Annotated in this window: 18 protein-coding genes; 5 read left to right on the forward strand and 13 right to left on the reverse strand. The window is 53.8% G+C overall.

Annotation, left to right across the window (positions count from 1 at the left end; all coding sequences use genetic code 11):
* Positions 1-54 precede the first annotated feature (54 nt).
* Entirely contained in the window at positions 55-651 is a 597-nt protein-coding gene (gene caiE, locus FDW98_RS06475; RefSeq protein WP_096758354.1) for a carnitine operon protein CaiE, read from the forward strand.
* A gap of 76 nt (positions 652-727) precedes the next feature.
* Here caiE and caiF read toward each other — a convergent pair whose 3' ends face one another.
* The 5 genes from caiF to FDW98_RS06500 all read right to left on the reverse strand — a co-directional run bounded on the left by caiF (position 728) and on the right by FDW98_RS06500 (position 7,967).
* A complete protein-coding gene (caiF, locus tag FDW98_RS06480; RefSeq protein ID WP_096758355.1) occupies positions 728-1,123 on the reverse strand; it encodes a carnitine metabolism transcriptional regulator CaiF in 396 nt (131 codons plus the stop codon).
* 273 nt (positions 1,124-1,396) lie between these two features.
* Positions 1,397-4,621, reverse strand: a complete 3,225-nt coding sequence (carB, locus tag FDW98_RS06485) for a carbamoyl-phosphate synthase large subunit (RefSeq protein ID WP_096758356.1) — start codon at positions 4,619-4,621, stop codon at positions 1,397-1,399.
* 18 nt (positions 4,622-4,639) lie between these two features.
* Positions 4,640-5,788 (reverse strand): glutamine-hydrolyzing carbamoyl-phosphate synthase small subunit, encoded by a 1,149-nt coding sequence (carA, locus tag FDW98_RS06490; protein WP_096758357.1) that lies wholly within the window; start codon positions 5,786-5,788, stop codon positions 4,640-4,642.
* Positions 5,789-6,243: 455 nt separating this feature from the next.
* Entirely contained in the window at positions 6,244-7,065 is an 822-nt protein-coding gene (gene dapB, locus FDW98_RS06495; RefSeq protein WP_096758358.1) for a 4-hydroxy-tetrahydrodipicolinate reductase, read from the reverse strand.
* Positions 7,066-7,334: 269 nt separating this feature from the next.
* Positions 7,335-7,967: a hypothetical protein gene (locus tag FDW98_RS06500; RefSeq protein ID WP_096758359.1), complete on the reverse strand. Its 633-nt coding sequence runs from the start codon at positions 7,965-7,967 to the stop codon at positions 7,335-7,337.
* Between the two features lie 92 nt (positions 7,968-8,059).
* Here FDW98_RS06500 and FDW98_RS06505 point away from each other — a divergent pair, with 92 nt between their 5' ends.
* A complete protein-coding gene (locus tag FDW98_RS06505; RefSeq protein ID WP_096758360.1) occupies positions 8,060-8,968 on the forward strand; it encodes a LysR family transcriptional regulator in 909 nt (302 codons plus the stop codon).
* Here FDW98_RS06505 and rihC read toward each other — a convergent pair whose 3' ends face one another.
* The 7 genes from rihC to FDW98_RS23590 all read right to left on the reverse strand — a co-directional run bounded on the left by rihC (position 8,969) and on the right by FDW98_RS23590 (position 15,980).
* Positions 8,969-9,883, reverse strand: a complete 915-nt coding sequence (gene rihC, locus FDW98_RS06510) for a ribonucleoside hydrolase RihC (protein WP_096759472.1) — start codon at positions 9,881-9,883, stop codon at positions 8,969-8,971.
* Between the two features lie 65 nt (positions 9,884-9,948).
* A complete protein-coding gene (ispH, locus tag FDW98_RS06515) occupies positions 9,949-10,899 on the reverse strand; it encodes a 4-hydroxy-3-methylbut-2-enyl diphosphate reductase (protein ID WP_096758361.1) in 951 nt (316 codons plus the stop codon).
* 1 nt (position 10,900) lies between these two features.
* Positions 10,901-11,350 carry an FKBP-type peptidyl-prolyl cis-trans isomerase gene (gene fkpB, locus FDW98_RS06520; RefSeq protein ID WP_096758362.1) on the reverse strand — a complete coding sequence of 150 codons (450 nt, stop codon included), beginning with the start codon at positions 11,348-11,350 and terminating at the stop codon, positions 10,901-10,903.
* Positions 11,351-11,467: 117 nt separating this feature from the next.
* The gene (gene lspA, locus FDW98_RS06525) at positions 11,468-11,965 is read right to left on the reverse strand and encodes a signal peptidase II (protein ID WP_096758363.1); all 498 of its coding nucleotides are present in this window, start codon (positions 11,963-11,965) and stop codon (positions 11,468-11,470) included.
* On the reverse strand, positions 11,965-14,781 hold the full coding sequence (gene ileS / locus FDW98_RS06530; RefSeq protein ID WP_096758364.1) for an isoleucine--tRNA ligase: 2,817 nt from the start codon (positions 14,779-14,781) through the stop codon (positions 11,965-11,967). Before ileS ends, lspA begins: the two co-directional genes overlap by 1 nt.
* A gap of 37 nt (positions 14,782-14,818) precedes the next feature.
* Positions 14,819-15,757, reverse strand: coding sequence for a bifunctional riboflavin kinase/FAD synthetase (gene ribF / locus FDW98_RS06535; RefSeq protein ID WP_096758365.1), 939 nt, complete (start codon positions 15,755-15,757; stop codon positions 14,819-14,821).
* Positions 15,758-15,764: 7 nt separating this feature from the next.
* The gene (locus tag FDW98_RS23590; RefSeq protein ID WP_096758366.1) at positions 15,765-15,980 is read right to left on the reverse strand and encodes a DUF2575 family protein; all 216 of its coding nucleotides are present in this window, start codon (positions 15,978-15,980) and stop codon (positions 15,765-15,767) included.
* 105 nt (positions 15,981-16,085) lie between these two features.
* On the opposite strand from FDW98_RS23590, the gene rpsT reads away from it, so the two are divergent.
* The 3 genes from rpsT to FDW98_RS06555 all read left to right on the forward strand — a co-directional run bounded on the left by rpsT (position 16,086) and on the right by FDW98_RS06555 (position 20,258).
* Entirely contained in the window at positions 16,086-16,349 is a 264-nt protein-coding gene (gene rpsT / locus FDW98_RS06545) for a 30S ribosomal protein S20 (RefSeq protein ID WP_003018940.1), read from the forward strand.
* Between the two features lie 456 nt (positions 16,350-16,805).
* Positions 16,806-18,179, forward strand: coding sequence for an MFS transporter (locus tag FDW98_RS06550; protein ID WP_096758367.1), 1,374 nt, complete (start codon positions 16,806-16,808; stop codon positions 18,177-18,179).
* Between the two features lie 39 nt (positions 18,180-18,218).
* Entirely contained in the window at positions 18,219-20,258 is a 2,040-nt protein-coding gene (locus FDW98_RS06555) for a TIM-barrel domain-containing protein (RefSeq protein WP_137398784.1), read from the forward strand.
* A gap of 50 nt (positions 20,259-20,308) precedes the next feature.
* Here the strand turns inward: FDW98_RS06555 and nhaR are convergent, their stop codons facing one another.
* On the reverse strand, positions 20,309-21,208 hold the full coding sequence (gene nhaR, locus FDW98_RS06560) for a transcriptional activator NhaR (protein ID WP_096758369.1): 900 nt from the start codon (positions 21,206-21,208) through the stop codon (positions 20,309-20,311).
* Positions 21,209-21,244: the final 36 nt, after the last annotated feature.

Here is a 21,244-nt window from a genome sequence, read left to right on the forward strand (position 1 = left end):
AAAAAATGCACACTCGTAGGCCGCGTTATCCGGCAAAAACAACTGAGGAATATCGTGAGTTACTATGCGTTTGAAGGCCTGATCCCGGTGGTACACCCACAGGCGTATGTCCATCCTAGCGCAGTGCTGATTGGCGATGTGATCGTCGGTGCTGGCGTGTATATCGGCCCTCTTGCCTCGCTGCGCGGTGATTATGGCCGTCTGATCCTTGAAGCAGGCTCGAATCTTCAGGATGGTTGCATCATGCACGGCTACTGTGACACCGACACCATCGTGCATGAGAATGGACACATCGGACATGGTGCAATCCTGCACGGCTGCGTCATTGGCCGGGACGCGCTGGTTGGCATGAACAGCGTCATAATGGACGGCGCAACAATTGGCGAAGAGAGCATTGTCGCCGCCATGAGCTTTGTTAAAGCCGGATTTACCGGCGAGGCAAGGCAAATGCTGGTCGGTTCACCTGCCCGCGTGCTGCGAGAGGTGACAGACCAGGAGCTGCACTGGAAGCGGCTGAACACCAAAGAGTATCAGGATCTCGCGGTTCGCTGTCGGGCAGGGTTACGCGAAACACAGCCGTTAACGCAGATTGATAAAAACCGCCCGCGTCTGAAAGGCACAACGGATGTGAAGCCCAAATCAGCACAGTAATTGATGCCGGATGCGCTCACGCTTATCCGGCCTACGAGTCAATCACCGTTTATGCCGCCATCAGGCAAACTTACAATTAGCGACGCATACTTTTTGACAGCATCATCTGCCATTTCTGCTCTCGATTAAGCTCTGTTGGCGGTACAGCCGACATACGCGGCATTTTCCCTACGCTCACTTTTTTATCCTGCAAATTGTGATTCAATCTGCTGTAGAGATGAGAATCAATACTCACGACTTTCACCAGACGCTGGCACTGACAGCCCCGGCCTGCAATCTGGTTAGGGATCATCTTAACTTCACAAACAATTTCTCCCACTTCAGACAGAATATAGGAGAGCGTATTAATTGCTTTGCAGTGTTCAATATTAAAATGGAGGGAGATTTCTTTTGCCGTGACCCAACGATCTTCAGCCCTGATCCAATCGGCAATTAACAAATAAAGCGGTCTTTCAACATATTCTTCACACATAAGCACACCATTTCACAAATTAAAAATCTGGCTACGGCCTGTCTGGATAAATAAAAACAAAGCCCTATTAAAATTGTGTATATGAGAGATAGTATGCGACTTGAATGTTGATTAGTGTGAGCAACATCTTGCTTATTACATTGAAAATGTGGTTATCACAGCGCTATTTTCCCGTAATGACCTTAATAGATAAAAAAAACGGTTTCTTTACAGAAACCGTTTCTTATTAAATTGCAGACCCGACCCGCTCAGAAGCGGGTGGGTCATTGTCGATTACTTCGCGATCTGTGCGTGCATTTCCTGAACGGAGGTCACCTTCTCGGTAGCATCCGCATTCAGCGCCATCGCCGTGGCGAAACCACCGTTCAGCGTGGTGTCATAATGCACTTTGTACTGCAGCGCGCTGCGGCGAATCAGCTTGGAGTCTTCAATCGCCTGACGACCTTCAGTGGTGTTGATGATATAGGTATATTCGCCATTCTTGATACGGTCCTGAATATGCGGACGACCTTCATGCACCTTGTTTACCAGACGCGGGTTGATACCGGCTTCCCCCAGTACAATTGCCGTACCGTGGGTGGCGTCCAGCTCGAAACCAAACTTCAGCAGCTTCGCCGCCAGGTCAACGACGCGCTCTTTATCGCCTTCACGCACGGAGAGCAGTGCGCGGCCCTGTTTCTTCATGGTGGAGCTGCTGCCCAACTGCGCCTTGGCGAATGCTTCCGCAAAGGTGCGGCCTACGCCCATCACTTCGCCGGTAGAGCGCATTTCTGGCCCTAACAGGGGGTCAACGCCCGGGAACTTGTTAAACGGCAGCACCACTTCCTTCACCGAGTAGTACGGCGGGATAATTTCTTTGGTGACGCCCTGCTGTGCCAGCGTTTGACCGACCATCACGCGCGCCGCCACTTTTGCAAGGGGTACGCCAGTGGCTTTGGAGACAAACGGTACGGTACGCGCCGCACGCGGGTTGACTTCAATCAGGTAAACTTCGTTGTTCTTCACCGCAAACTGGACGTTCATCAGACCACGAACCTGCAGTTCGAAGGCCAGTTTCTGCACCTGCTGGCGCATTACGTCCTGAATTTCCTGGCTCAGCGTGTAGGCTGGCAGGGAGCACGCGGAGTCACCGGAGTGAACGCCCGCCTGCTCAATGTGCTCCATGATGCCGCCAATCAGCACCCTTTCGCCGTCGCAGATAGCGTCCACGTCCACTTCTACTGCGTCATCCAGGAAGCGGTCCAGCAGCACCGGCGCGTCGTTGGAGACGCTGACCGCTGTCTGGAAGTAGCGACGCAGGTCGGCTTCGTCGTACACAATTTCCATTGCCCGACCGCCAAGCACGTAGGACGGGCGCACCACCAGCGGGTAGCCAATCTCTTTTGCCTTCTCGACCGCCATTTCAATGGCGGTAACGGTGGCGTTGGCCGGTTGTTTTAGCTTCAGACGGTCAACCGCCTGCTGGAAACGCTCACGGTCTTCAGCACGGTCAATCGCGTCCGGGCTGGTGCCGATAACCGGCACGCCTGCGGCTTCCAGCGCACGCGCCAGCTTCAGCGGAGTCTGCCCGCCGTACTGCACGATAACGCCTTTCGGCTTCTCGATACGCACGATTTCCAGCACGTCTTCGAACGTTACCGGTTCAAAGTACAGACGGTCGGAGGTGTCGTAGTCGGTAGAAACCGTTTCCGGGTTACAGTTGACCATAATGGTCTCGTAACCGTCTTCGCGCAGCGCCAGCGACGCATGTACGCAGCAGTAATCGAATTCGATACCCTGGCCGATACGGTTCGGACCACCGCCCAGCACCATAATTTTGTCGCGATCCTGAGTCGGGTTCGCTTCGCACTCTTCTTCATAGGTGGAGTACATGTAGGCAGTGTCGGTGGAGAATTCTGCGGCGCAGGTATCCACACGCTTATAAACCGGGTGCAGCTTATACTGTTCGCGCAGTTTGCGGATTTCCGCTTCGCGCACGCCAGCCAGTTTTGCCAGACGCGCATCGGCAAAGCCTTTACGCTTGAGCTGGCGCAGGAAATCAGCGTCGAGGCCGTTAATCCCCAGCTCTGCAACTTTTTCTTCCAGACGCACCAGTTCTTCAATCTGTACCAGGAACCAGCGGTCAATGTTGGTCAGGTTGAAGACGCCATCAACGGACAGACCAGCACGGAACGCATCGGCGATGTACCAGATACGCTCAGCGCCTGCATCTTTCAGCTCGCGACGAATTTTGGTCAACGCTTCCGGGTCATCCAGGCTCACTTTCGGGTCGAAACCGGTGGCGCCCACTTCCAGACCGCGCAGCGCTTTTTGCAGCGATTCCTGCTGTGTGCGGCCAATCGCCATCACTTCGCCGACGGACTTCATCTGCGTCGTCAGACGGTCGTTAGCACCGGCAAACTTCTCGAAGTTAAAGCGCGGGATCTTAGTCACAACGTAGTCGATAGACGGTTCGAACGACGCCGGGGTGCGACCACCGGTGATGTCGTTCATCAGCTCATCGAGGGTATAACCGACCGCCAGTTTCGCCGCCACTTTGGCAATCGGGAAACCGGTCGCTTTCGAGGCCAGCGCCGAGGAGCGGGAAACGCGTGGGTTCATTTCAATGACAATCAGGCGGCCGTTTTTCGGGTTCACCGCAAACTGCACGTTAGACCCGCCGGTTTCTACGCCGATTTCACGCAGTACCGCCATCGAGGCGTTACGCATGATTTGATATTCTTTGTCGGTCAGCGTCTGGGCAGGCGCTACGGTGATGGAGTCACCGGTATGAATGCCCATGGCGTCGAAGTTTTCGATGGAGCAGACAATAATGCAGTTATCATTTTTGTCACGTACCACTTCCATCTCGTACTCTTTCCAGCCAATCAGCGATTCATCAATCAGCAGCTCTTTCGTTGGGGAAAGATCCAGACCGCGTTCGCAAATCTCTTCAAACTCTTCGCGGTTATAGGCAATACCGCCGCCGGTACCACCCATGGTGAAGGACGGGCGGATGATGCACGGGAAGCCGACGTCAGCGGCAACCGCCAGCGCTTCTTCCATGGTGTGGGCGATACCAGAACGCGCGGTGTCGAGACCGATTTTCTTCATTGCGATGTCGAAGCGACGGCGATCTTCTGCTTTATCAATCGCATCGGCGGTGGCACCAATCATGGTCACACCGAACTCTTCAAGTACGCCCTGACGCTCCAGCTCCAGCGCGCAGTTCAGCGCCGTCTGGCCGCCCATGGTAGGCAGTACCGCATCCGGGCGCTCTTTTTCGATAATTTTGCGTACCACCTCCCAGTGAATTGGCTCGATGTAAGTGGCATCGGCCATTTCCGGGTCGGTCATGATGGTCGCCGGGTTGGAGTTGACCAGAATAACGCGGTAACCCTCTTCACGCAGGGCTTTACACGCCTGCGCGCCGGAATAGTCAAACTCACACGCCTGGCCGATAACAATCGGACCCGCGCCCAGAATCAGGATACTTTTTATGTCTGTACGTTTTGGCATGGCTCTTTTAACTCCTGATTATTTCGCGGACTGACGGTATTGCTCAATTAACTCGATAAAGTGGTCGAACAGCGGCGCAGCATCGTGCGGCCCCGGGCTCGCTTCAGGGTGGCCCTGGAAGCTAAACGCCGGCTTGTCGGTGCGATGGATACCCTGTAGGGTGCCATCGAACAGTGATTTGTGCGTAACCCGCAAGGTAGCAGGCATTGAGGCTTCATCCACCGCAAAACCGTGGTTCTGCGCGGTAATCATCACGGTGTTGTTATCGATATCTTTCACCGGATGGTTGCCGCCGTGGTGGCCAAACTTCATCTTGATGGTCTTCGCACCGCTCGCCAGCGCCAGCAGCTGATGGCCGAGACAGATGCCAAACACCGGAATATCGGTTTCGAGGAATTTCTGAATCGCGGCAATCGCGTAGTCACACGGTGCCGGGTCGCCAGGACCGTTGGACAGGAAGATACCGTCCGGATTCATCTTTAATACGTCTTCTGCGGAGGTCTGCGCAGGCACAACCGTCAGGCGGCAGCCGCGGTCCACCAGCATACGCAGAATGTTGCGTTTCGCACCGAAATCGTAGGCAACCACGTGGAACGGGAGTTCTTCAGCGGATTTTGCTTCCGGCAGGTCGCCTTCCAGCGTCCAGCTTCCCTGGGTCCAGCCATACGGTTCTGCCGTAGTGACTTCTTTCGCCAGATCCATGCCGTTCAGGCCCGGGAAGGCTTTCGCTTTTTCCAGCGCCAGCTGTGCATCCAGGTTATCCCCTGCGATGATGCAGCCGTTCTGAGCGCCTTTCTCGCGCAGCAGACGGGTCAGCTTACGGGTATCAATATCGGCAATCGCCACGATGTTATGGCGCTTCAGGTAAGAAGAGAGGTCTTCGGTATTGCGGTAATTGCTGGCAATCAGCGGCAGGTCGCGGATGACCAGACCTTGCGCATGTACCTGAGAAGATTCTGCATCGGCTTCATTGGTGCCGACATTGCCGATATGAGGATAAGTAAGGGTGACGATTTGGCGGGAATAGGAAGGATCAGTGAGGATTTCTTGATAACCGGTCATTGAAGTATTGAAAACGACTTCCCCAACCGCCGAACCTGTTGCCCCTATGGCCCGACCGTGAAACTGGGTTCCGTCTTCCAGAACCAATAGCGCTGACTTAATCAAAACACCCTCCAGAGAATATTCACTCACTTTATTTGCATATTAATTCATTAACACAGTATGAATCAATGCAAATTTGCTTACCTATGGATTTCTGGCAAACGGCGGCATTCTAGAGACAGCCCGGGGAAAAGTCTACCCAAAAGGGGATTTTTTATTATTATTTTACGCCACTGGGATAAATCATGTGATTTAACAGGCAAAAAGATCAGCTAAGTAACGGTAGAAAACGCTTGCGGGAGGTCAAGAATGTAAAAATGAATCATGGCAGACAAAAAAGTGGACCATTTGGTCAAAATTTACATTTAGGCAACAAAAATACATCACAAAACATCTTAAAATAAGCGTTTTAATTGAAAATTGTAAAAACAATGGAAAAATAAAAGGGCAATAAAATATTGCCCTATGTAATCAATAAATTATGATTACCATAACCACATCACGAAGGGTAATAAACCTTATAAACTGCCTAAATCAAGCACATCTTTCATATCAAAAAGACCGTTTGATTTACCTTTCAACCACATCGCCGATCTTACCGCACCGTTGGCAAACGTCATACGACTGGACGCTTTGTGCGTAATCTCGATACGTTCGCCAATATCGGCGAACATCGCCGTATGTTCCCCGACGATGTCACCAGCACGCACCGTGGCAAAACCGATAGTGCCAGGCACACGTTCACCGGTGTAACCTTCACGCGAGTAGACGGCACAGTCCTTTAAATCTTTGTCCAGCGCCCCGGCAATCGCCTCCCCCATCGCCAGCGCCGTCCCTGACGGTGCGTCGACTTTATGACGGTGGTGCGCTTCAATAATTTCGATGTCGGTGTAGTCCCCCATCACCTTCGCCGCTTTCTCCAGCAGTTTAAGCATCACGTTCACGCCAACGCTAAAGTTGGCGGCAAACACAATGCCAATATCCTGCGATGCATCGCGAATGGCCTGCTTACCGGCATCATCAAACCCGGTCGTGCCAATCACCATGCCTTTTGCATGCTGCCGACAAAATGCCAGATGCGTCAGCGTGCCTTCCGGGCGGGTAAAATCGATAAAGACATCGAAATCGTCTTTTACCGCTTCGAGGCTGCTCTGAACGGTTACGCCAGATTTTCCAACGCCCGCCAGTTCACCGGCATCGCTGCCCAGTAAAGAGGAGCCGTCACGCTCGAGTGCCGCCCCCAGTTGTACTCCCTCCATCGCCATCGTGGCCTGAATTAACTGCCGTCCCATGCGGCCACCGGCGCCTGCAATGGCGACGCGGATTTGTGCATCATGCATAGCTATTCTCTTTTGTTAAAATTGCGTAAATCGTTTTCAGAGTAACCAGCCCGCGACAGGGTCGCCAGCCGAAAACGTCCATAATTAGAAATTAATGATAAACAGAGAGGAATATCAGTAAAAGACATGATTCACTCCACAGGATGAATCATTGCCGCAGTCGGGGAAAGAAGTCAAACTCGCTCAGAATGGCGACAGACGATAAGAAAAGCACTTTAAAACCCAACGGTAGGTAGCCAATTCGCGTGACCGTTTCTTCCAGCCCATTTTCAGGCCGCTAGAGTATAGCTCACCACCATCTGCCCTTTTTTCAGCTTAACCTGTGTAATGATCACCTCACCCAACTCGGATAAACGGGCCACGTGCGTACCGCCACAAGGATATCCCGGTAGGTCACCAAAACCGACCTGGCGTAAGCCGCCGTCAAAGGTCATTCGGCGCGCAAGATTGTCGGTCTGCCATTGGCCAATTTTCGCCATCAGTTGTGCCGCTTCCGGCAAAGTGCTGCCCTCACCTATCGCAAAAGTAATGCGCCCTTCATTCGGCCAATGGTGGGCTTTAACCGGTCGCCAACCAAATATTTCACCGGCCTGACCAATCATGTGCCCGGCTGAGTGCAGACGGGCGTGAAGATGGCGGACAGCAGCATCAATATGCAGCGTCGTTTCGCCAGGCGGCAGCGGTTGCGCCACAATATGCACCACCTCTTCACCGCGCGTCATCACGCATTCAACCGGGACGCCACCGATCGCGCCACTGTCCGAGGGTTGTCCGCCGCCCTGTGGATGAAACAGCGTGCTATCGAGCGTAATCGCATAGCGTCCATCGGGTTCTGCCGTGCAGCGTGCGATCGTCGCATGGCCTCGGGTGTCATCGCTGGTGTAATAAAGACGTTCAGTCATGGTTGTTCTCCTCTTGATGAGCAGAGTATATTCACTTTATCAGCACCGATAATCCCATCCACATTCAATGCATCTTTGCCTGGTACGCACAAATGAATCCCAACCTGCTTCCTGACCTTGCCACCTTTGTGTTGATTGTCGACCAGGGGAGTTTCTCTGCCGCAGCCAAAATATCCGGCGCAACGCCTTCCGCTATCAGCCGCAGCGTCTCGCGGCTTGAGCTGGCATTAGGCAGCAAACTGCTGCACCGCACCACCCGTAAGCTGGCGCTAAGCGAGACCGGGAAGATGGTTTATGAACACGCGCAAGAGATGCTAAACGCTGCGCAAATGGCGGTAGATTCCGGCAGCAGTCGCCAGACCATCGCCCAGGGGAAGCTGACGGTCAGCGTGCCAAAGGCGGTCGGGCGTTTTGTTATTCACCCTTTAATGGCGGAGTTTTTCACCCGCTTCCCGGGCGTGGATGTCTGTCTGAGGCTGGAAGACCGCTATATGGACTTAATTGATGATGGCGTGGATCTGGCACTGCGCATCAGTCAGTCGCCGTCGCCGGGTTTGTACGGCAAGCCGCTGATGCCGGTCAGTCACGTTATCTGCGCCACGCCGGAATATTTGCGCCAGCACGGTACGCCCGATACCCCACAGGCCCTGCGCGATCATAGCTGTATTAGCCTTGGCGAAACGCCCGCTGATTCGCGCTGGAAGTTTCGCCGTGGGGATAAAATTGAAACTCTGCAAACTCATGGGCGTTATGCTGCCAACCATACCGGCGTGCGGCTGGACGCGGTAAAACATCATCTGGGGATAGGCAGCCTGCCGCTGTTTACCGCCCGTGAAACGCTTGCCAGCGGCGAGATTGTCCAGGTATTACCAGAGTGGGAGTTTATCAGCGATTACAGCGGCGACCTGTGGCTCTTATGGACACGCAACCAACATATGCCCGCCAGAATGCGGGCCATGATTGATTACCTTAGCGAGAAATTGCCTCAGTCTGGCCGTTGATTATGGCGCGCGTGACAGCACCTCAGCGACCCACTGGCGGAAGCCGTCAACATCCAGCGCCAGCGCGACCTGCGCGTTGGCGGGCTGCCCAAGGCGACCCTCGATATCCACTACCGTCGTTCCCGAGGTGTATTCCCCCTGGGTTTCCACCGCCACAAAGCAGGGCTGGAGCGTGAACAGATCCGGGCGGACCAGCCAGGCAATGGCGCAGAGATCGTGCATACGCAGACCGGTATTCATGCTGCCGCTACGATAATGACTGAACAGCGCGTGCAGCATTTTCCCCGTCTGATTAAGTGCGGGTAATGTTGCCAGGTACTCTGGTGCCAGCATGGCCTGGTTGGTGACATCCAGCCCGCACATGACTATCTCCAACCCACTGCGAAAGACCTTCGCCGCCGCTTCGGGATCGACAGCAATATTAAACTCCGCATTGGGCGTAAAGTTACCGCGCCCGGCTGAACCGCCCATCATCACCAGGCGGCGAATATTGAATACGCATTCAGGATAGTGGGTAAGCAACAGAGCAATATTGGTCAACGGGCCAATTGCCACCAGCGTAACGGGCTGCGGGGCATGCATCAGCGCATCTCGAATTGCCTGGAAGGCGGGTTTCGCCAGCGGCTGCCGATTGTGTTCGACAAAATCATACCCTGCCATACCGGACTCACCGTGCACTGAAGCCGCATCACGCAGCGGCCGCACCAGCGGCATAGCTGCCCCCTGCGCCAACGGAATATCCGCATTCCAAAAGTGCAGCAACTGCAACGCATTACGGGTCGTTTTTTCCACCGACACGTTGCCTGCCACCGTCGTCATCAGTTGCAGATCCAGCTCGGGGGAAAACAGTGCAGCGGCAATCGCCGCCGCATCATCAATGCCGGGATCGGTATCAAGAATGATCGGTAAGCGCATGGTTTCTCCAAAAAAAATGCCAGACGTTAAGTCTGGCATCTTCTCATAATCATGACGCGAAAGAGTTACTCTACTTCACGAACATCCACACGCAGCTCTTTCGGCACTTCGAAAACGATGTTCTCTTCACGGCCTTCCAGTGGGATAGCATCCCCACCGCCGAGCTCCTGCAGACGGACAATCACGTTCTGTACCAGAATATCCGGCGCAGAAGCACCGGCCGTCACGCCGACGCTCGCCGCATCTTTCACCCAGGCTTCCTGGATATCGGTCGCATCGTCAATCAGATACGCGGCCTTGCCCATACGCTGGGCCAGTTCTGCCAGGCGGTTGGAGTTCGACGAGTTTTTCGAGCCGACAACCAGTACCACATCCGCTTGCTCCGCCAACGCACGAACCGCTTCCTGACGGTTGGTGGTGGCATAGCAGATATCGTCTTTACGCGGCCCAACAATTTTCGGGAAGCGTTGACGCAGGGCATCAATCACATCAGAGGTGTCATCAACCGAGAGCGTAGTCTGGGTCATGAAGGAGAGCTTACCTTCATTTTTGACATTCAACGTCAGAACGTCTTCCGGCGATTCCACCAGGTACATCCCCCCCTGCGGGTTGCTGTACTGGCCCATCGTACCCTCAACCTCCGGGTGTCCGGCGTGACCAATCAGAATCGACTCTTCGCCACGGCGGCTGGCGCGCGCGACTTCCATATGCACTTTGGTCACCAGCGGGCAGGTGGCATCAAAGACCGTCAGATCGCGGCCTTTGGCTTCGTTACGCACAGCCTGAGACACACCGTGGGCGGAGAAAATCAGGATCGCGCCATCCGGCACTTCACTGATTTGCTCAATAAAAATAGCGCCGCGCTCGCGCAGGCTATCCACCACATAGCGGTTATGCACCACTTCATGACGGACATAAATCGGCGCGCCGTAAATAGCCAGCGCGTTTTCCACAATGCTGATAGCGCGGTCTACGCCAGCGCAAAATCCGCGCGGGTTAGCCAACAGGATCTGCATTTTACGCCTCCAGTGCCGGTTCGACTTCCAGCACTTCAATATCAAAATGAACGGTATGCCCGGCCAGCGGATGGTTGAAGTCAACCGTGATGGAATCACCGTTGATTTCGCGGACAACGCCTGGCATCTCACTGCCGTCCATTGCGGTAAAGAGCATGATAGCGCCAATTTCTGGCTCACCCGCGTCCATAAACTCCCGACGCGAGAAATACTGAATGAGGTCCGGGCTTGATACGCCAAAAGCGGCGTCCGGCTCCAGGGCAAAAGTGGTTTTATCGCCCTCTTTTAACCCCAGCAGGTGTTGTTCCAGTCCTTCAGACAGAGAACCGTCGCCCAGGCGAAACAGCGCAGGCTTGCCGTTACTGCGGGTTGACTCTGCGGTGGAGCCATCGTCGAGCTTTAAGGTGAAGTGCACCAGCACCGCACTGTTACTCTGTACTGATTTAGACATGCAGGTTGCTCTTTAAAAGTGCTGCCGCCTGTTTGCCCGGTGGCGCTACGCTTACCGGGCCTACAAGATTCGCAGTAGAGTGTAGGCCGGATAAGCATAGCGCCATCCGGCATATTTTTATGCGGCTTTTTTCTCTTTCGCCGGTAAGAAGCCTTCCAGCACAATCAACGCCGCACCGATACAAATCGCCGTATCGGCAAGGTTGAAGGTGGCGAAATGCCAGTCACCGACGTAAAAGTCAATCATATCCACGACGAAGCCGTGCCACAGGCGGTCAAACAAGTTGCCCAGTGCACCGCCAATGATTAACGCATACGCGATGTTATTCAGCTTCTGCGTCGCCTTCGAGCGATACATCATCACCATTAGAATGACGCAAATACCGATCGCGATACCGGCAAAGAACCACCGCTGCCAGCCACCGCTGTCAGCCAGGAAGCTAAACGCCGCGCCGTAGTTACGCGCATAGTGCAGATTCAGTGACGGGAACAGCGACACCGTATCCCCCAGAGCAAAATTCTGGAGGATCAGGTACTTGCTGCCCAAATCAATAATCAGCACGACTACCACCAGCCACAGCCAGCGGAGTCCTGTTGAACAAAGAGGCTGACTCATCAGGCAAACTTACGTTGTTCGCCATCACCGGCGATGTTGCTGACACAGCGTCCGCAGATTTCTGCGTGTTCCGCCACCTGACCCACGTCGGTCGTGTAATGCCAGCAACGCGGGCATTTCTCGCCTTCGGCTTTGCTCAGAGCAATTTTCAAGCCCTTGAGCAGTTCGCTCTGCTGAGCATCGGTCGGTGCTGCAGCATAGTCCGCAACAGTCGCACCCGAGGTCAACAGAACAAAGCGTAACTCTTCGCCCAGCGCTGTCAGCTTGGCAGCCAGTTCAGGTTCAGCGTACAGGGTCACTGCCGCTTCCAGAGAACCGCCCACTTTCTTGTCTGCACGTGCCTGCTCGATGACCTTGTTCACTTCGCCACGCACTTTCAGCAGCTCGTCCCAGAACGTATCGTTCATCGCTTCGGTATCGGCCAGGCCAAACAGCCCCTGATACCACTCACCGGTGAAGACGTATTTTTCACGATCGCCCGGCAGGTAGCCCCAGATTTCATCTGCGGTGAAGGACATGATCGGCGCCATCCAGCGCACCAGCGCTTCAGCAATATGGAACAGCGCGGTCTGGCAGCTGCGACGCGCCACGCTGTCCGCTTTCGCGGTGTACTGACGGTCTTTGATGATATCGAGGTAGAACGAACCCATTTCGACGGAGCAGAAACGCATCAGGCGCTGTACCACTTCGTGGAAGTCATAGGCTTCGTAGGCTTTGAGGATCTCGTCCTGCGCCGCTTGCGCACAGCCCACAGCCCAACGGTCCAGAACAACCATCTCTTCCGGTTTCACCATGTCTTTCACCGGATCAAACCCGTTCAGGTTTGCCAGCAGGAAGCGCGCGGTGTTACGGATACGGCGATAGCTGTCGGCAGCACGTTTCAGGATTTCGTCAGAAACGGCCATTTCACCGGTATAGTCGGTAGACGCCACCCACAGGCGCAGAATATCCGCACCCAGCTTGTTCATCACGTCCTGCGGAGAAACGGTGTTACCGATGGACTTGGACATCTTGCGGCCCTGACCATCAACGGTGAAACCGTGGGTCAGTACCTGACGGTACGGCGCTTTGCCCTTCATTGCAGTGGAGATCATCAGCGAAGACATGAACCAGCCACGATGCTGGTCAGAGCCTTCCAGATACATATCTGCCGCATGCCCCGAAAACTCAGGACGCACGTCGACGACGGATGAGTGGGTAGAACCGGAGTCGAACCATACGTCCAGGGTATCCGGTACTTTGACGTACTGATCGGCTTCATCACCGAGGATATCTTTGGGATCGAGATCCCACCACGCCTGGATGCCGTCAACTTCAACACGTTTAGCCACTTCTTCCATCAGTTCGATGGCGCGCGGATGCAGCTCTTCAGTGTCTTTGTGGACAAACAGAGACATCGGCACACCCCACGTACGCTGACGGGAGATACACCAGTCAGGACGGTTGGCAACCATCGATTCAATACGCGCCTGGCCCCAATCGGGGATCCACTGCACACCTTTGATCTCTTTCAGCGACTGCGCACGCAGGCCTTTCTGATCCATGCTGACAAACCACTGTGGGGTGGCACGGAAGATGATCGGTGACTTGTGACGCCAGCAGCACGGATAGCTGTGCTGCATCTTCTCAACGTGCAGCAGTGCCCCTTTTTCAGTCAACAGCGCCACGACAACATCGTTCGCCTTGAAGACGTTAACCCCATCCAGAGTCGGGTACGTGCCCGGCAGATAGGTACCATCTGGCCCTACCGGGTTTGCGACTTCCAGGCCGTATTTCTGACCAATCACGTAGTCATCCGGACCGTGGCCTGGCGCGGTGTGTACCGCACCGGTACCGGCATCCAGCGTCACGTGATCGCCCAAGATCGCCGGAACATCAAAGCCCATGAACGGATGGGTAAAGCGCAGCAGTTCCAGCTCAGCGCCTTTAACTGTGCCCAGAATGGTGTAATCAGCCGCGCCGAGACGCTGCATCACACTTTCGACCAGGTCTTTTGCCAGAATCACGGCCTGACCGTCAATCTGCACCAGTGCATAGTCGAAATCAGGGGCCAGAGAAATCGCACGGTTAGCCGGCAGGGTCCACGGGGTGGTGGTCCAGATAACCAGAGAGATCGGGCCATTCACGTCAGAAACGCCAAATTTCGCTTTCACCGCATCCTGATCGGCGGCGTGGAACGCAACGTCGATAGACGGGGAGGTTTTGTCGTAATACTCAACTTCCGCTTCCGCCAGCGCGGAACGGCAGTCTACACACCAGTGCACCGGCTTCGCGCCTTTATGCAGATGGCCGTTACCGATGATTTTGCCCAGCGCGCGAATGATGTTGGCTTCGGTTTTGAAGTCCATCGTCAGGTACGGCTTCTGCCAGTCCCCCAGCACGCCCAGACGGATAAAGTCTTTACGCTGACCGTCAACCTGCGTTGCGGCGTATTCACGGCACTTGGCGCGGAACTCTGCGGCAGTGAACTTTTCACCCGGCTTGCCGAACTCCTGCTCTACTTTCAGTTCGATAGGCAGGCCGTGGCAGTCCCAGCCAGGGATATAAGGGGAGTCGTAACCGGAAAGCCCTTTGGACTTCACGATAATGTCTTTCAGAATCTTGTTAACGGAGTGACCAATATGAATGCTGCCATTCGCATAAGGAGGGCCATCATGCAGAATAAAGGTTTTTTTGCCTTTTTTAGCCGCACGAATGATGCCGTACAGGTCATCATCGGTCCAACGCGCCAGCATTCCCGGTTCACGCTTGGCGAGATCGCCGCGCATCGGGAACCCTGTTTCCGGCAAATTCAGGGTTGATTTAAAGTCACTCATCAGATTCTCGGTTCCGTATTTAAAACTCGTATAGGCGTTAAGCCGGTTTTGATAGCCCAAAAAATTCGCGGGCAGTTAACTCATCACGCGCAATCTGCGCTTTTAGTTCATCCAGCGAGGCAAATCGCTGCTCGTTGCGTATTTTTTTACGCAGCACGACATCTATATGGCGACCGTAGAGGTCCATTACAACGTCCAGTAGATGCACTTCTAACTGCTGGCGTACACCGGCCACCGTTGGACGGGTTCCGATATTCGCGACACCGGGTAAAGGCGTTTCGCCCAAGCCCATCACCTCAACCGCGTACACCCCTTTAACTGGAGAAACCTGGCGACGAAGCGGTAAATTCGCCGTGGGGAACCCGATGGTCCGCCCTAACTCGTCGCCGTGTACCACCCGTCCTGATATGGTAAACGGATGGCCCAGTAAGCTTTCGGCTAACAGCAGATTATCTTCTGCTAGCGCCTGGCGCACAGCAGTGCTGCTGATTCGCACCCCGCCCTCACAGAAGGTCTGGGTGCTGGTGATATCAAAGCCATACTCCGCGCCCGCTTCCTGTAATAACAAGAAATCGCCCGCGCGGCTAGCGCCAAAGCGGAAATCATCACCTACGGCAAGAAATTGTACGCCAAGGCGCTTCACCAACAGGTCGCTGATAAAGTTCTGCGCCGTTAATGCGGCAAAACGCCGGTCAAAACGCACGCACAGCACGTAATCAACGCCACATTCCGCCAGATAACGCAGCTTTTCCCGCAGGCGGGTCAGTCGCGCAGGTGACTTTTCAGTCACAAACAGCTCCAGCGGCTGCGGCTCGAAAATCATCACCATGACCGGTAAATTTCGTTTGCGCCCTTCTTCCTGTAAGCCCTGCAACAACGCGCGATGACCACGGTGCACGCCGTCGAAATTACCAATAGTCAGCACACACCCATGCGGGGCCTGACTGAGATTATGTATGCCTCGTATCAGCTTCATGTCTGGCTCAAAACAGTGAAAATCGTGAAAGTATACCCTGTACCGCGGTCAAGGTTAACCGGCGATTGGTTCTGCGAAACAGAAAGAAGATTGTTTTCATTGTTATGAAGCAAAATGCGGTCCTCCGCTGACCAATCAATTCAACTTTTCTCGTGGAAAAGCTGTATTCGCAACACGCAAGCTGGTAGAATCCTGCGCCATCACTACGCAACGAGTGCTGCAATTTTAACGGCGCTTATTTGCACAAATCCATTGACAAAAGAAGGCTAAAAGGGCATATTCCTCGGCCTTTGAATTGTCCATATAGAACACATTTGGGAGTTGGACCTTGGCTAATATCAAATCAGCTAAGAAGCGCGCCGTTCAGTCTGAAAAGGCCCGCAAGCACAACGCTAGCCGTCGCTCTATGATGCGTACTTTCATCAAGAAAGTATACGCAGCTATTGAAGCTGGCGACAAAGCTACTGCACTGAAAGCATTTAACGAAATGCAACCAATCGTGGATCGTCAGGCTGCTAAAGGTCTGATCCACAAAAACAAAGCTGCACGTCATAAAGCAAATCTGACTGCACAGATCAACAAACTGGCTTAATCGCCTGCTTGCTGTCGCTTTGTGAAAAAACCCGCGTAAGCGGGTTTTTTTATGCCTATCGCCTGGTGATTTTTTAGCTGCTGCTGTTTTCGTTCGTTCCCATCCACGCGCTTTCCTACCCGCCAGTTTTTACAACAACGCGCCCATCACCGATACGAGTACAAACCTGAAAGTTATTTCCTTTCACTGTTTTCCTTTTTTCATTTCATTGTTAAAGAAATTGTGACCACCTTAGCAAATAGCAACATCACTCCTTCAAAAACGAATAAACGCAATCCCGATGTAAGATTTGATAATTGATCGCCACGATGGGGTTAACTATTTTTCATCTACACCGTAATCACATATTTTAAACTGAGGCTAAATTCCATCACGCCATAAAATAATCATTAAAAATTGCTTAGAAAGTAGAAGCTGTTTTTCTAGGCGTATCGTTCCAATACAGGAGTTATCATCATGAGTTCTGTTATTGAGGATACCCAATCTTCCGGGTCAGCATCATTGCCTTTACTACAGCGTATCAGTTACGGTTCTTTAGACGTAGCTGGCAATCTGCTGTACTGCTTCGGTTCAACCTACATATTATATTTCTACACGGATGTTGCAGGGATCAGCCTCGCCGTCGCCGGGATCATCCTGCTGCTAGCACGCATTGTCGACGGGATCGATGCGCCCATCTGGGGGATCATCATCGATAAAACGCGTTCTCGTTACGGGAAATGCCGTCCCTGGTTCTTATGGCTACCGCTGCCCTTTGGCGTATTCAGTGCGCTGTCGTTCTGGTCCCCTGATATCAGTATGACGGGAAAAGCCATATATGCAGCACTATCCTACATGATTGCCAGCATTTTATTTACCGGGCTGAATACTCCGCTTAGCGCAATATTACCCTTGATGACGCTATCGCCAAAGGAGCGACTGGTACTTAACTCCTGGAGAATGACCGGCGGACAAATCGGCGTCTTATTAATGAATGCAACCGCGCTACCGTTAGTGGCTTTTTTAGGTAACGGTGATGATCATGTCGGATTTATTTACACGGCAGTTCTGTTCGCCGTTATATCCTGTTCGCTGACTCTTTTTGCATTTAAAAATATTCGTGAAATGGATGCGGATAAAATACAGCAAGAACCCAAATTGCCGATGAAAAAGAGCTTCGCGGCAATGAAAGGTAACTGGCCGTGGATCCTGATGGTGCTGGCCAACCTGATTTTCTGGATAGCTCTGCAGCAGCGCTCAACAACTATTGTTTACTATCTGACCTATAACCTTGACCGCAAAGATCTGGTCCCGCTGATCAACAGCCTCGCCACCATTCAGATCCTGTTCATCATCGCCATTCCCTTCTTTAGCAAATACCTCTCGAAAACCTGGATTTGGATTAGCGGTCTGCTGGTCGCCACCCTGGGCGGTGTGCTGATGTGGCTGGCTGCCGATAACATTCCGTTGCTGATCGCCGCCTGGGTTCTCGGCAATATCGGCAGCGGTATCGCCTGTTCAATGCCCTTTGCCATGCTGGGCTTTGCGGTCGACTTTGGCGCCTGGAAGACGGGTATCAAAGCAACCGGCATTCTTATCGCCTTCGGCAGCACGTTCTGTATCAAGATGGGCAGCGGCCTCGGCACCGCCTTCGCCGCCTGGATCATGAACAGCTTTGGCTACGCTCCCAACCATGCCCAGAGTATCGCCGGGCTGGAGGGGATAACCTGGGCCTTTATCTGGGCGCCCGCCCTGCTCTTCGCACTCGCGGCGATCCCGCTGCTTTTCTTCCGTAAGTACGAAGCCATGGAAGACCAGGTCCGCAGCGATCTGGAAACCGCTCACCGCTAACGTTCTTAACCGTCACCACCTGAATACGGGAGTACCATTATGCCATTTTTACAACAAGACCCGCGCCGCCTGGTCTGGCAGCAAAACGATCGCTATCTGTGGATTGAACCCTGGGGCGCGAACAGCCTGCGTGTGCGCAGCGGTCGTCATCTGCCGGTGATAAGAAATGAGGACTGGGCGCTGGCGGAACCGGTCGCGGAAAGCGTCTGCCACATCGACTATGATCACAGGCAGGCAACGCTAACCAACGGAAAAATCACCGCTATCGTCAACCAGAAGGGGCAAATCGCGTTTTATCGCCATCCGCATAAGTGCCTGCTGCAGGAGTTCTGGCGGCAGCGTGGAGAAATTGGCGAAGATGAATCGTCCCACGGTCAGTATGTCAGCGCCCTTAACCTGGAAGGGCGAGAGTTTCGCCCGATTCCAGGGGGGAAATACGCGGTCAAAGCCCGTTTCGAAGCCGCCGAGGGGGAAAAAATTTTCGGCATGGGCCAATACCAGCAGGCCAATTTAGATCTTAAAGGGTGCGTGCTCGAACTGGCCCAACGCAACTCTCAGGCCTCGGTGCCGTTTATGCTCTCCAGTCTCGGCTACGGATTTTTATGGAACAACCCGGCAGTTGGCCGCGTGACGTTCGCCCACAATGTGACCGAGTGGGAAGCCCACGTCAGCGAGCAACTGGACTACTGGATCACCGCTGGCGATACCCCGGCTGAAATCAGCCAGGCCTATGCGCTCGCCACCGGCACCCCACCGATGATGCCGGATTACGCCATGGGCTTCTGGCAGTGCAAATTACGCTATCGCACGCAGGAGGAACTACTCGCTGTCGCCCGCGAGTATAAACAGCGTAATTTACCCATCTCGGTGATCGTTATCGATTTCTTCCACTGGCCGAATCAGGGCGACTGGACGTTCGACCCACGCGACTGGCCTGACCCTGACGCAATGATCGCCGAGCTGAAGTCGCTGGGTATCGAGCTGATGGTGTCCGTCTGGCCAACGGTCGATAGCCGCACCGAAAGCTATCGGGAGATGCGCGAAAATGGCTGGCTGGTACAAACAGAACGTGGATTACCGATTAATATGGATTTCCTCGGCAATACCACCTTCTTTGATGCCACCCATCCAGGCGCCCGCGACTACATCTGGGGCAAAGCAAAACGCAACTATTACGATAAAGGCGTGAAGCTCTTCTGGTTAGATGAAGCCGAGCCGGAATTCGGCGTCTACGACTACGATAACTATCGCTACCACGCCGGACCGGTGCTGGAAGTGGGTAATATCTATCCGCGCATGTTCGCCAAAACCTTCTTTGACGGTATGAAAGCGGAGGGTGAAGAGCAGGTAATCAACCTGCTGCGCTGCGCGTGGGCAGGCAGCCAACGCTACGGCGCGCTGGTGTGGTCCGGCGATATCCACTCATCGTTTCGTTCTCTGCGCAATCAGTTTGCCGCCGGCCTGAATATGGGGATTGCGGGCATTCCGTGGTGGACGACGGATATTGGCGGTTTTCATGGCGGTAATATTCACGACCCACACTTTCATGAGCTACTCATTCGCTGGTTCCAGTGGGGAGTCTTTAGCCCGGTGATGCGCCTGCACGGCAATCGCGATCCGCAGATTTTACCTGAGCAGCCGTATCGGGACGGGATTGCCCAGTGTCCAACCGGCGCGCCAAACGAAGTCTGGAGCTATGGCGAAGAGGTGTGCGACGTGCTAACGGGTTGCCTGAGGCTGCGCGAAAAACTTAAGCCTTACATTAAAGCGCTAATGGCGGAAACGCATAAGCACAATACGCCGGTGATGCGTACTCTGTTTTTTGAATTTCCTGAGCAGGCAAAAAGCTGGGAAATCACCGACCAGTACTGCTTCGGTCCCGACCTGCTGATTGCCCCGATCATGCATGAAGGCATGCGCGAGCGCGACATCTGGCTACCGGGTGGCGAAAAATGGACGGATCTTACAACCGGCGAGTGCTATCAGGGTGGGCAGACGCTGCACTATGCCGCGCCGTTGAACAGAATCCCGGTATTTATCCGTGAAGGCGGGCAGTACCGTAGCATGTTAACCCTGTAGTCATAACCCGGCTGCGGTTAGTTCAACGCAGCCGGAAACATGACCTGATTTTATGCCTGTGGCAGCTTAAACAATGCCGAGTAGTTAGCATTGCAAATACGCTGCACCGCCGGATGCTGGATCATCCTCTCCGCAAAAATGGCATGATACTCCTCCATCACATTCTCCACGCGTCCAATCTCAATGATGGAATCATCAGCGTAGAAATTGTTCGAATAGAGCGTAGGGGCGACGAAAATAGCATTGTGCGTAGCGCCAAAGGCTTTCATCAAGGCGGCATCGTCAAACTCCCCGAGGATCTCAACGTTCAGTCCCTGCGAGTGAATCCAGTTCAGCAGCTTGCGCCCGAGCATTGAGCGACGTCCTGGTATCAGCAGGCGACGCTCCTCAAGGCAGGCAGGAAACGGCTTCTCCGGCAGCGGATTGGTGCACCAGAAACTCACGCAACACTCGCCGATTTTTACCGAGAACAGCCCTTCCTGCTGCGTTGAGTCGATTGGGCAGTCGGAGATAATCATATCCAGCTTGTGCTGGCTGAGCTGTTCCAGCAGCATCTCATGCGTGGATTCAAAGCAGCGTAGATGGATTTGTTCATCGTCAACGACGGCAGCGTCGAGCACGCTACTGACCAGCTGTTTAGATAACGCATCCGCCACGCCCACATCGAACAGCAAGTTAGACTCTTTGCGGTAGTTCACGATATCCAGCATCTCCTGGCTTAAAGTGAACATTTTGTCTGCATAACGAAAAACTAATTCGCCTAGCTCACTAGGCTCCAGCCCTCGCCCCTTACGCTTAAACAACTTCCCCTGTAAGCGCTCCTCCAGCGCTTTGATCTGCCCGGTAATGGTTTGCGGTGTCAGATAAAGCGCTTCTGCGGCCCCCACCACCGAACCTTCTTTATACACATGCCAGAAGTAATACAGGTGGTTGTAATTTATATGAGACATACTCTCTCCCTGAAAATTGTCACCAAAGGGTTATCG

It is taken from the genome of Citrobacter sp. wls711, assembly GCF_005281055.1.
In the GTDB taxonomy this organism is placed as follows: Bacteria; Pseudomonadota; Gammaproteobacteria; order Enterobacterales; family Enterobacteriaceae; genus Citrobacter; species Citrobacter gillenii.

Bases quoted from the DNA above. Each gene is read 5' to 3' on its own strand.
- lspA (WP_096758363.1), bottom strand. From the start codon at position 11,965: ATGAGTCAGCCTCTTTGTTCAACAGGACTCCGCTGGCTGTGGCTGGTG.
- FDW98_RS06550 (WP_096758367.1), top strand. From the start codon at position 16,806: ATGAGTTCTGTTATTGAGGATACCCAATCTTCCGGGTCAGCATCATTG.
- caiF (WP_096758355.1), bottom strand. From the start codon at position 1,123: ATGTGTGAAGAATATGTTGAAAGACCGCTTTATTTGTTAATTGCCGAT.
- FDW98_RS06505 (WP_096758360.1), top strand. From the start codon at position 8,060: ATGAATCCCAACCTGCTTCCTGACCTTGCCACCTTTGTGTTGATTGTC.
- FDW98_RS06555 (WP_137398784.1), top strand. From the start codon at position 18,219: ATGCCATTTTTACAACAAGACCCGCGCCGCCTGGTCTGGCAGCAAAAC.
- carB (WP_096758356.1), bottom strand. From the start codon at position 4,621: ATGCCAAAACGTACAGACATAAAAAGTATCCTGATTCTGGGCGCGGGT.
- ribF (WP_096758365.1), bottom strand. From the start codon at position 15,757: ATGAAGCTGATACGAGGCATACATAATCTCAGTCAGGCCCCGCATGGG.
- ileS (WP_096758364.1), bottom strand. From the start codon at position 14,781: ATGAGTGACTTTAAATCAACCCTGAATTTGCCGGAAACAGGGTTCCCG.
- FDW98_RS06500 (WP_096758359.1), bottom strand. From the start codon at position 7,967: ATGACTGAACGTCTTTATTACACCAGCGATGACACCCGAGGCCATGCG.
- rihC (WP_096759472.1), bottom strand. From the start codon at position 9,883: ATGCGCTTACCGATCATTCTTGATACCGATCCCGGCATTGATGATGCG.
- nhaR (WP_096758369.1), bottom strand. From the start codon at position 21,208: ATGTCTCATATAAATTACAACCACCTGTATTACTTCTGGCATGTGTAT.
- fkpB (WP_096758362.1), bottom strand. From the start codon at position 11,350: ATGTCTAAATCAGTACAGAGTAACAGTGCGGTGCTGGTGCACTTCACC.
- ispH (WP_096758361.1), bottom strand. From the start codon at position 10,899: ATGCAGATCCTGTTGGCTAACCCGCGCGGATTTTGCGCTGGCGTAGAC.
- dapB (WP_096758358.1), bottom strand. From the start codon at position 7,065: ATGCATGATGCACAAATCCGCGTCGCCATTGCAGGCGCCGGTGGCCGC.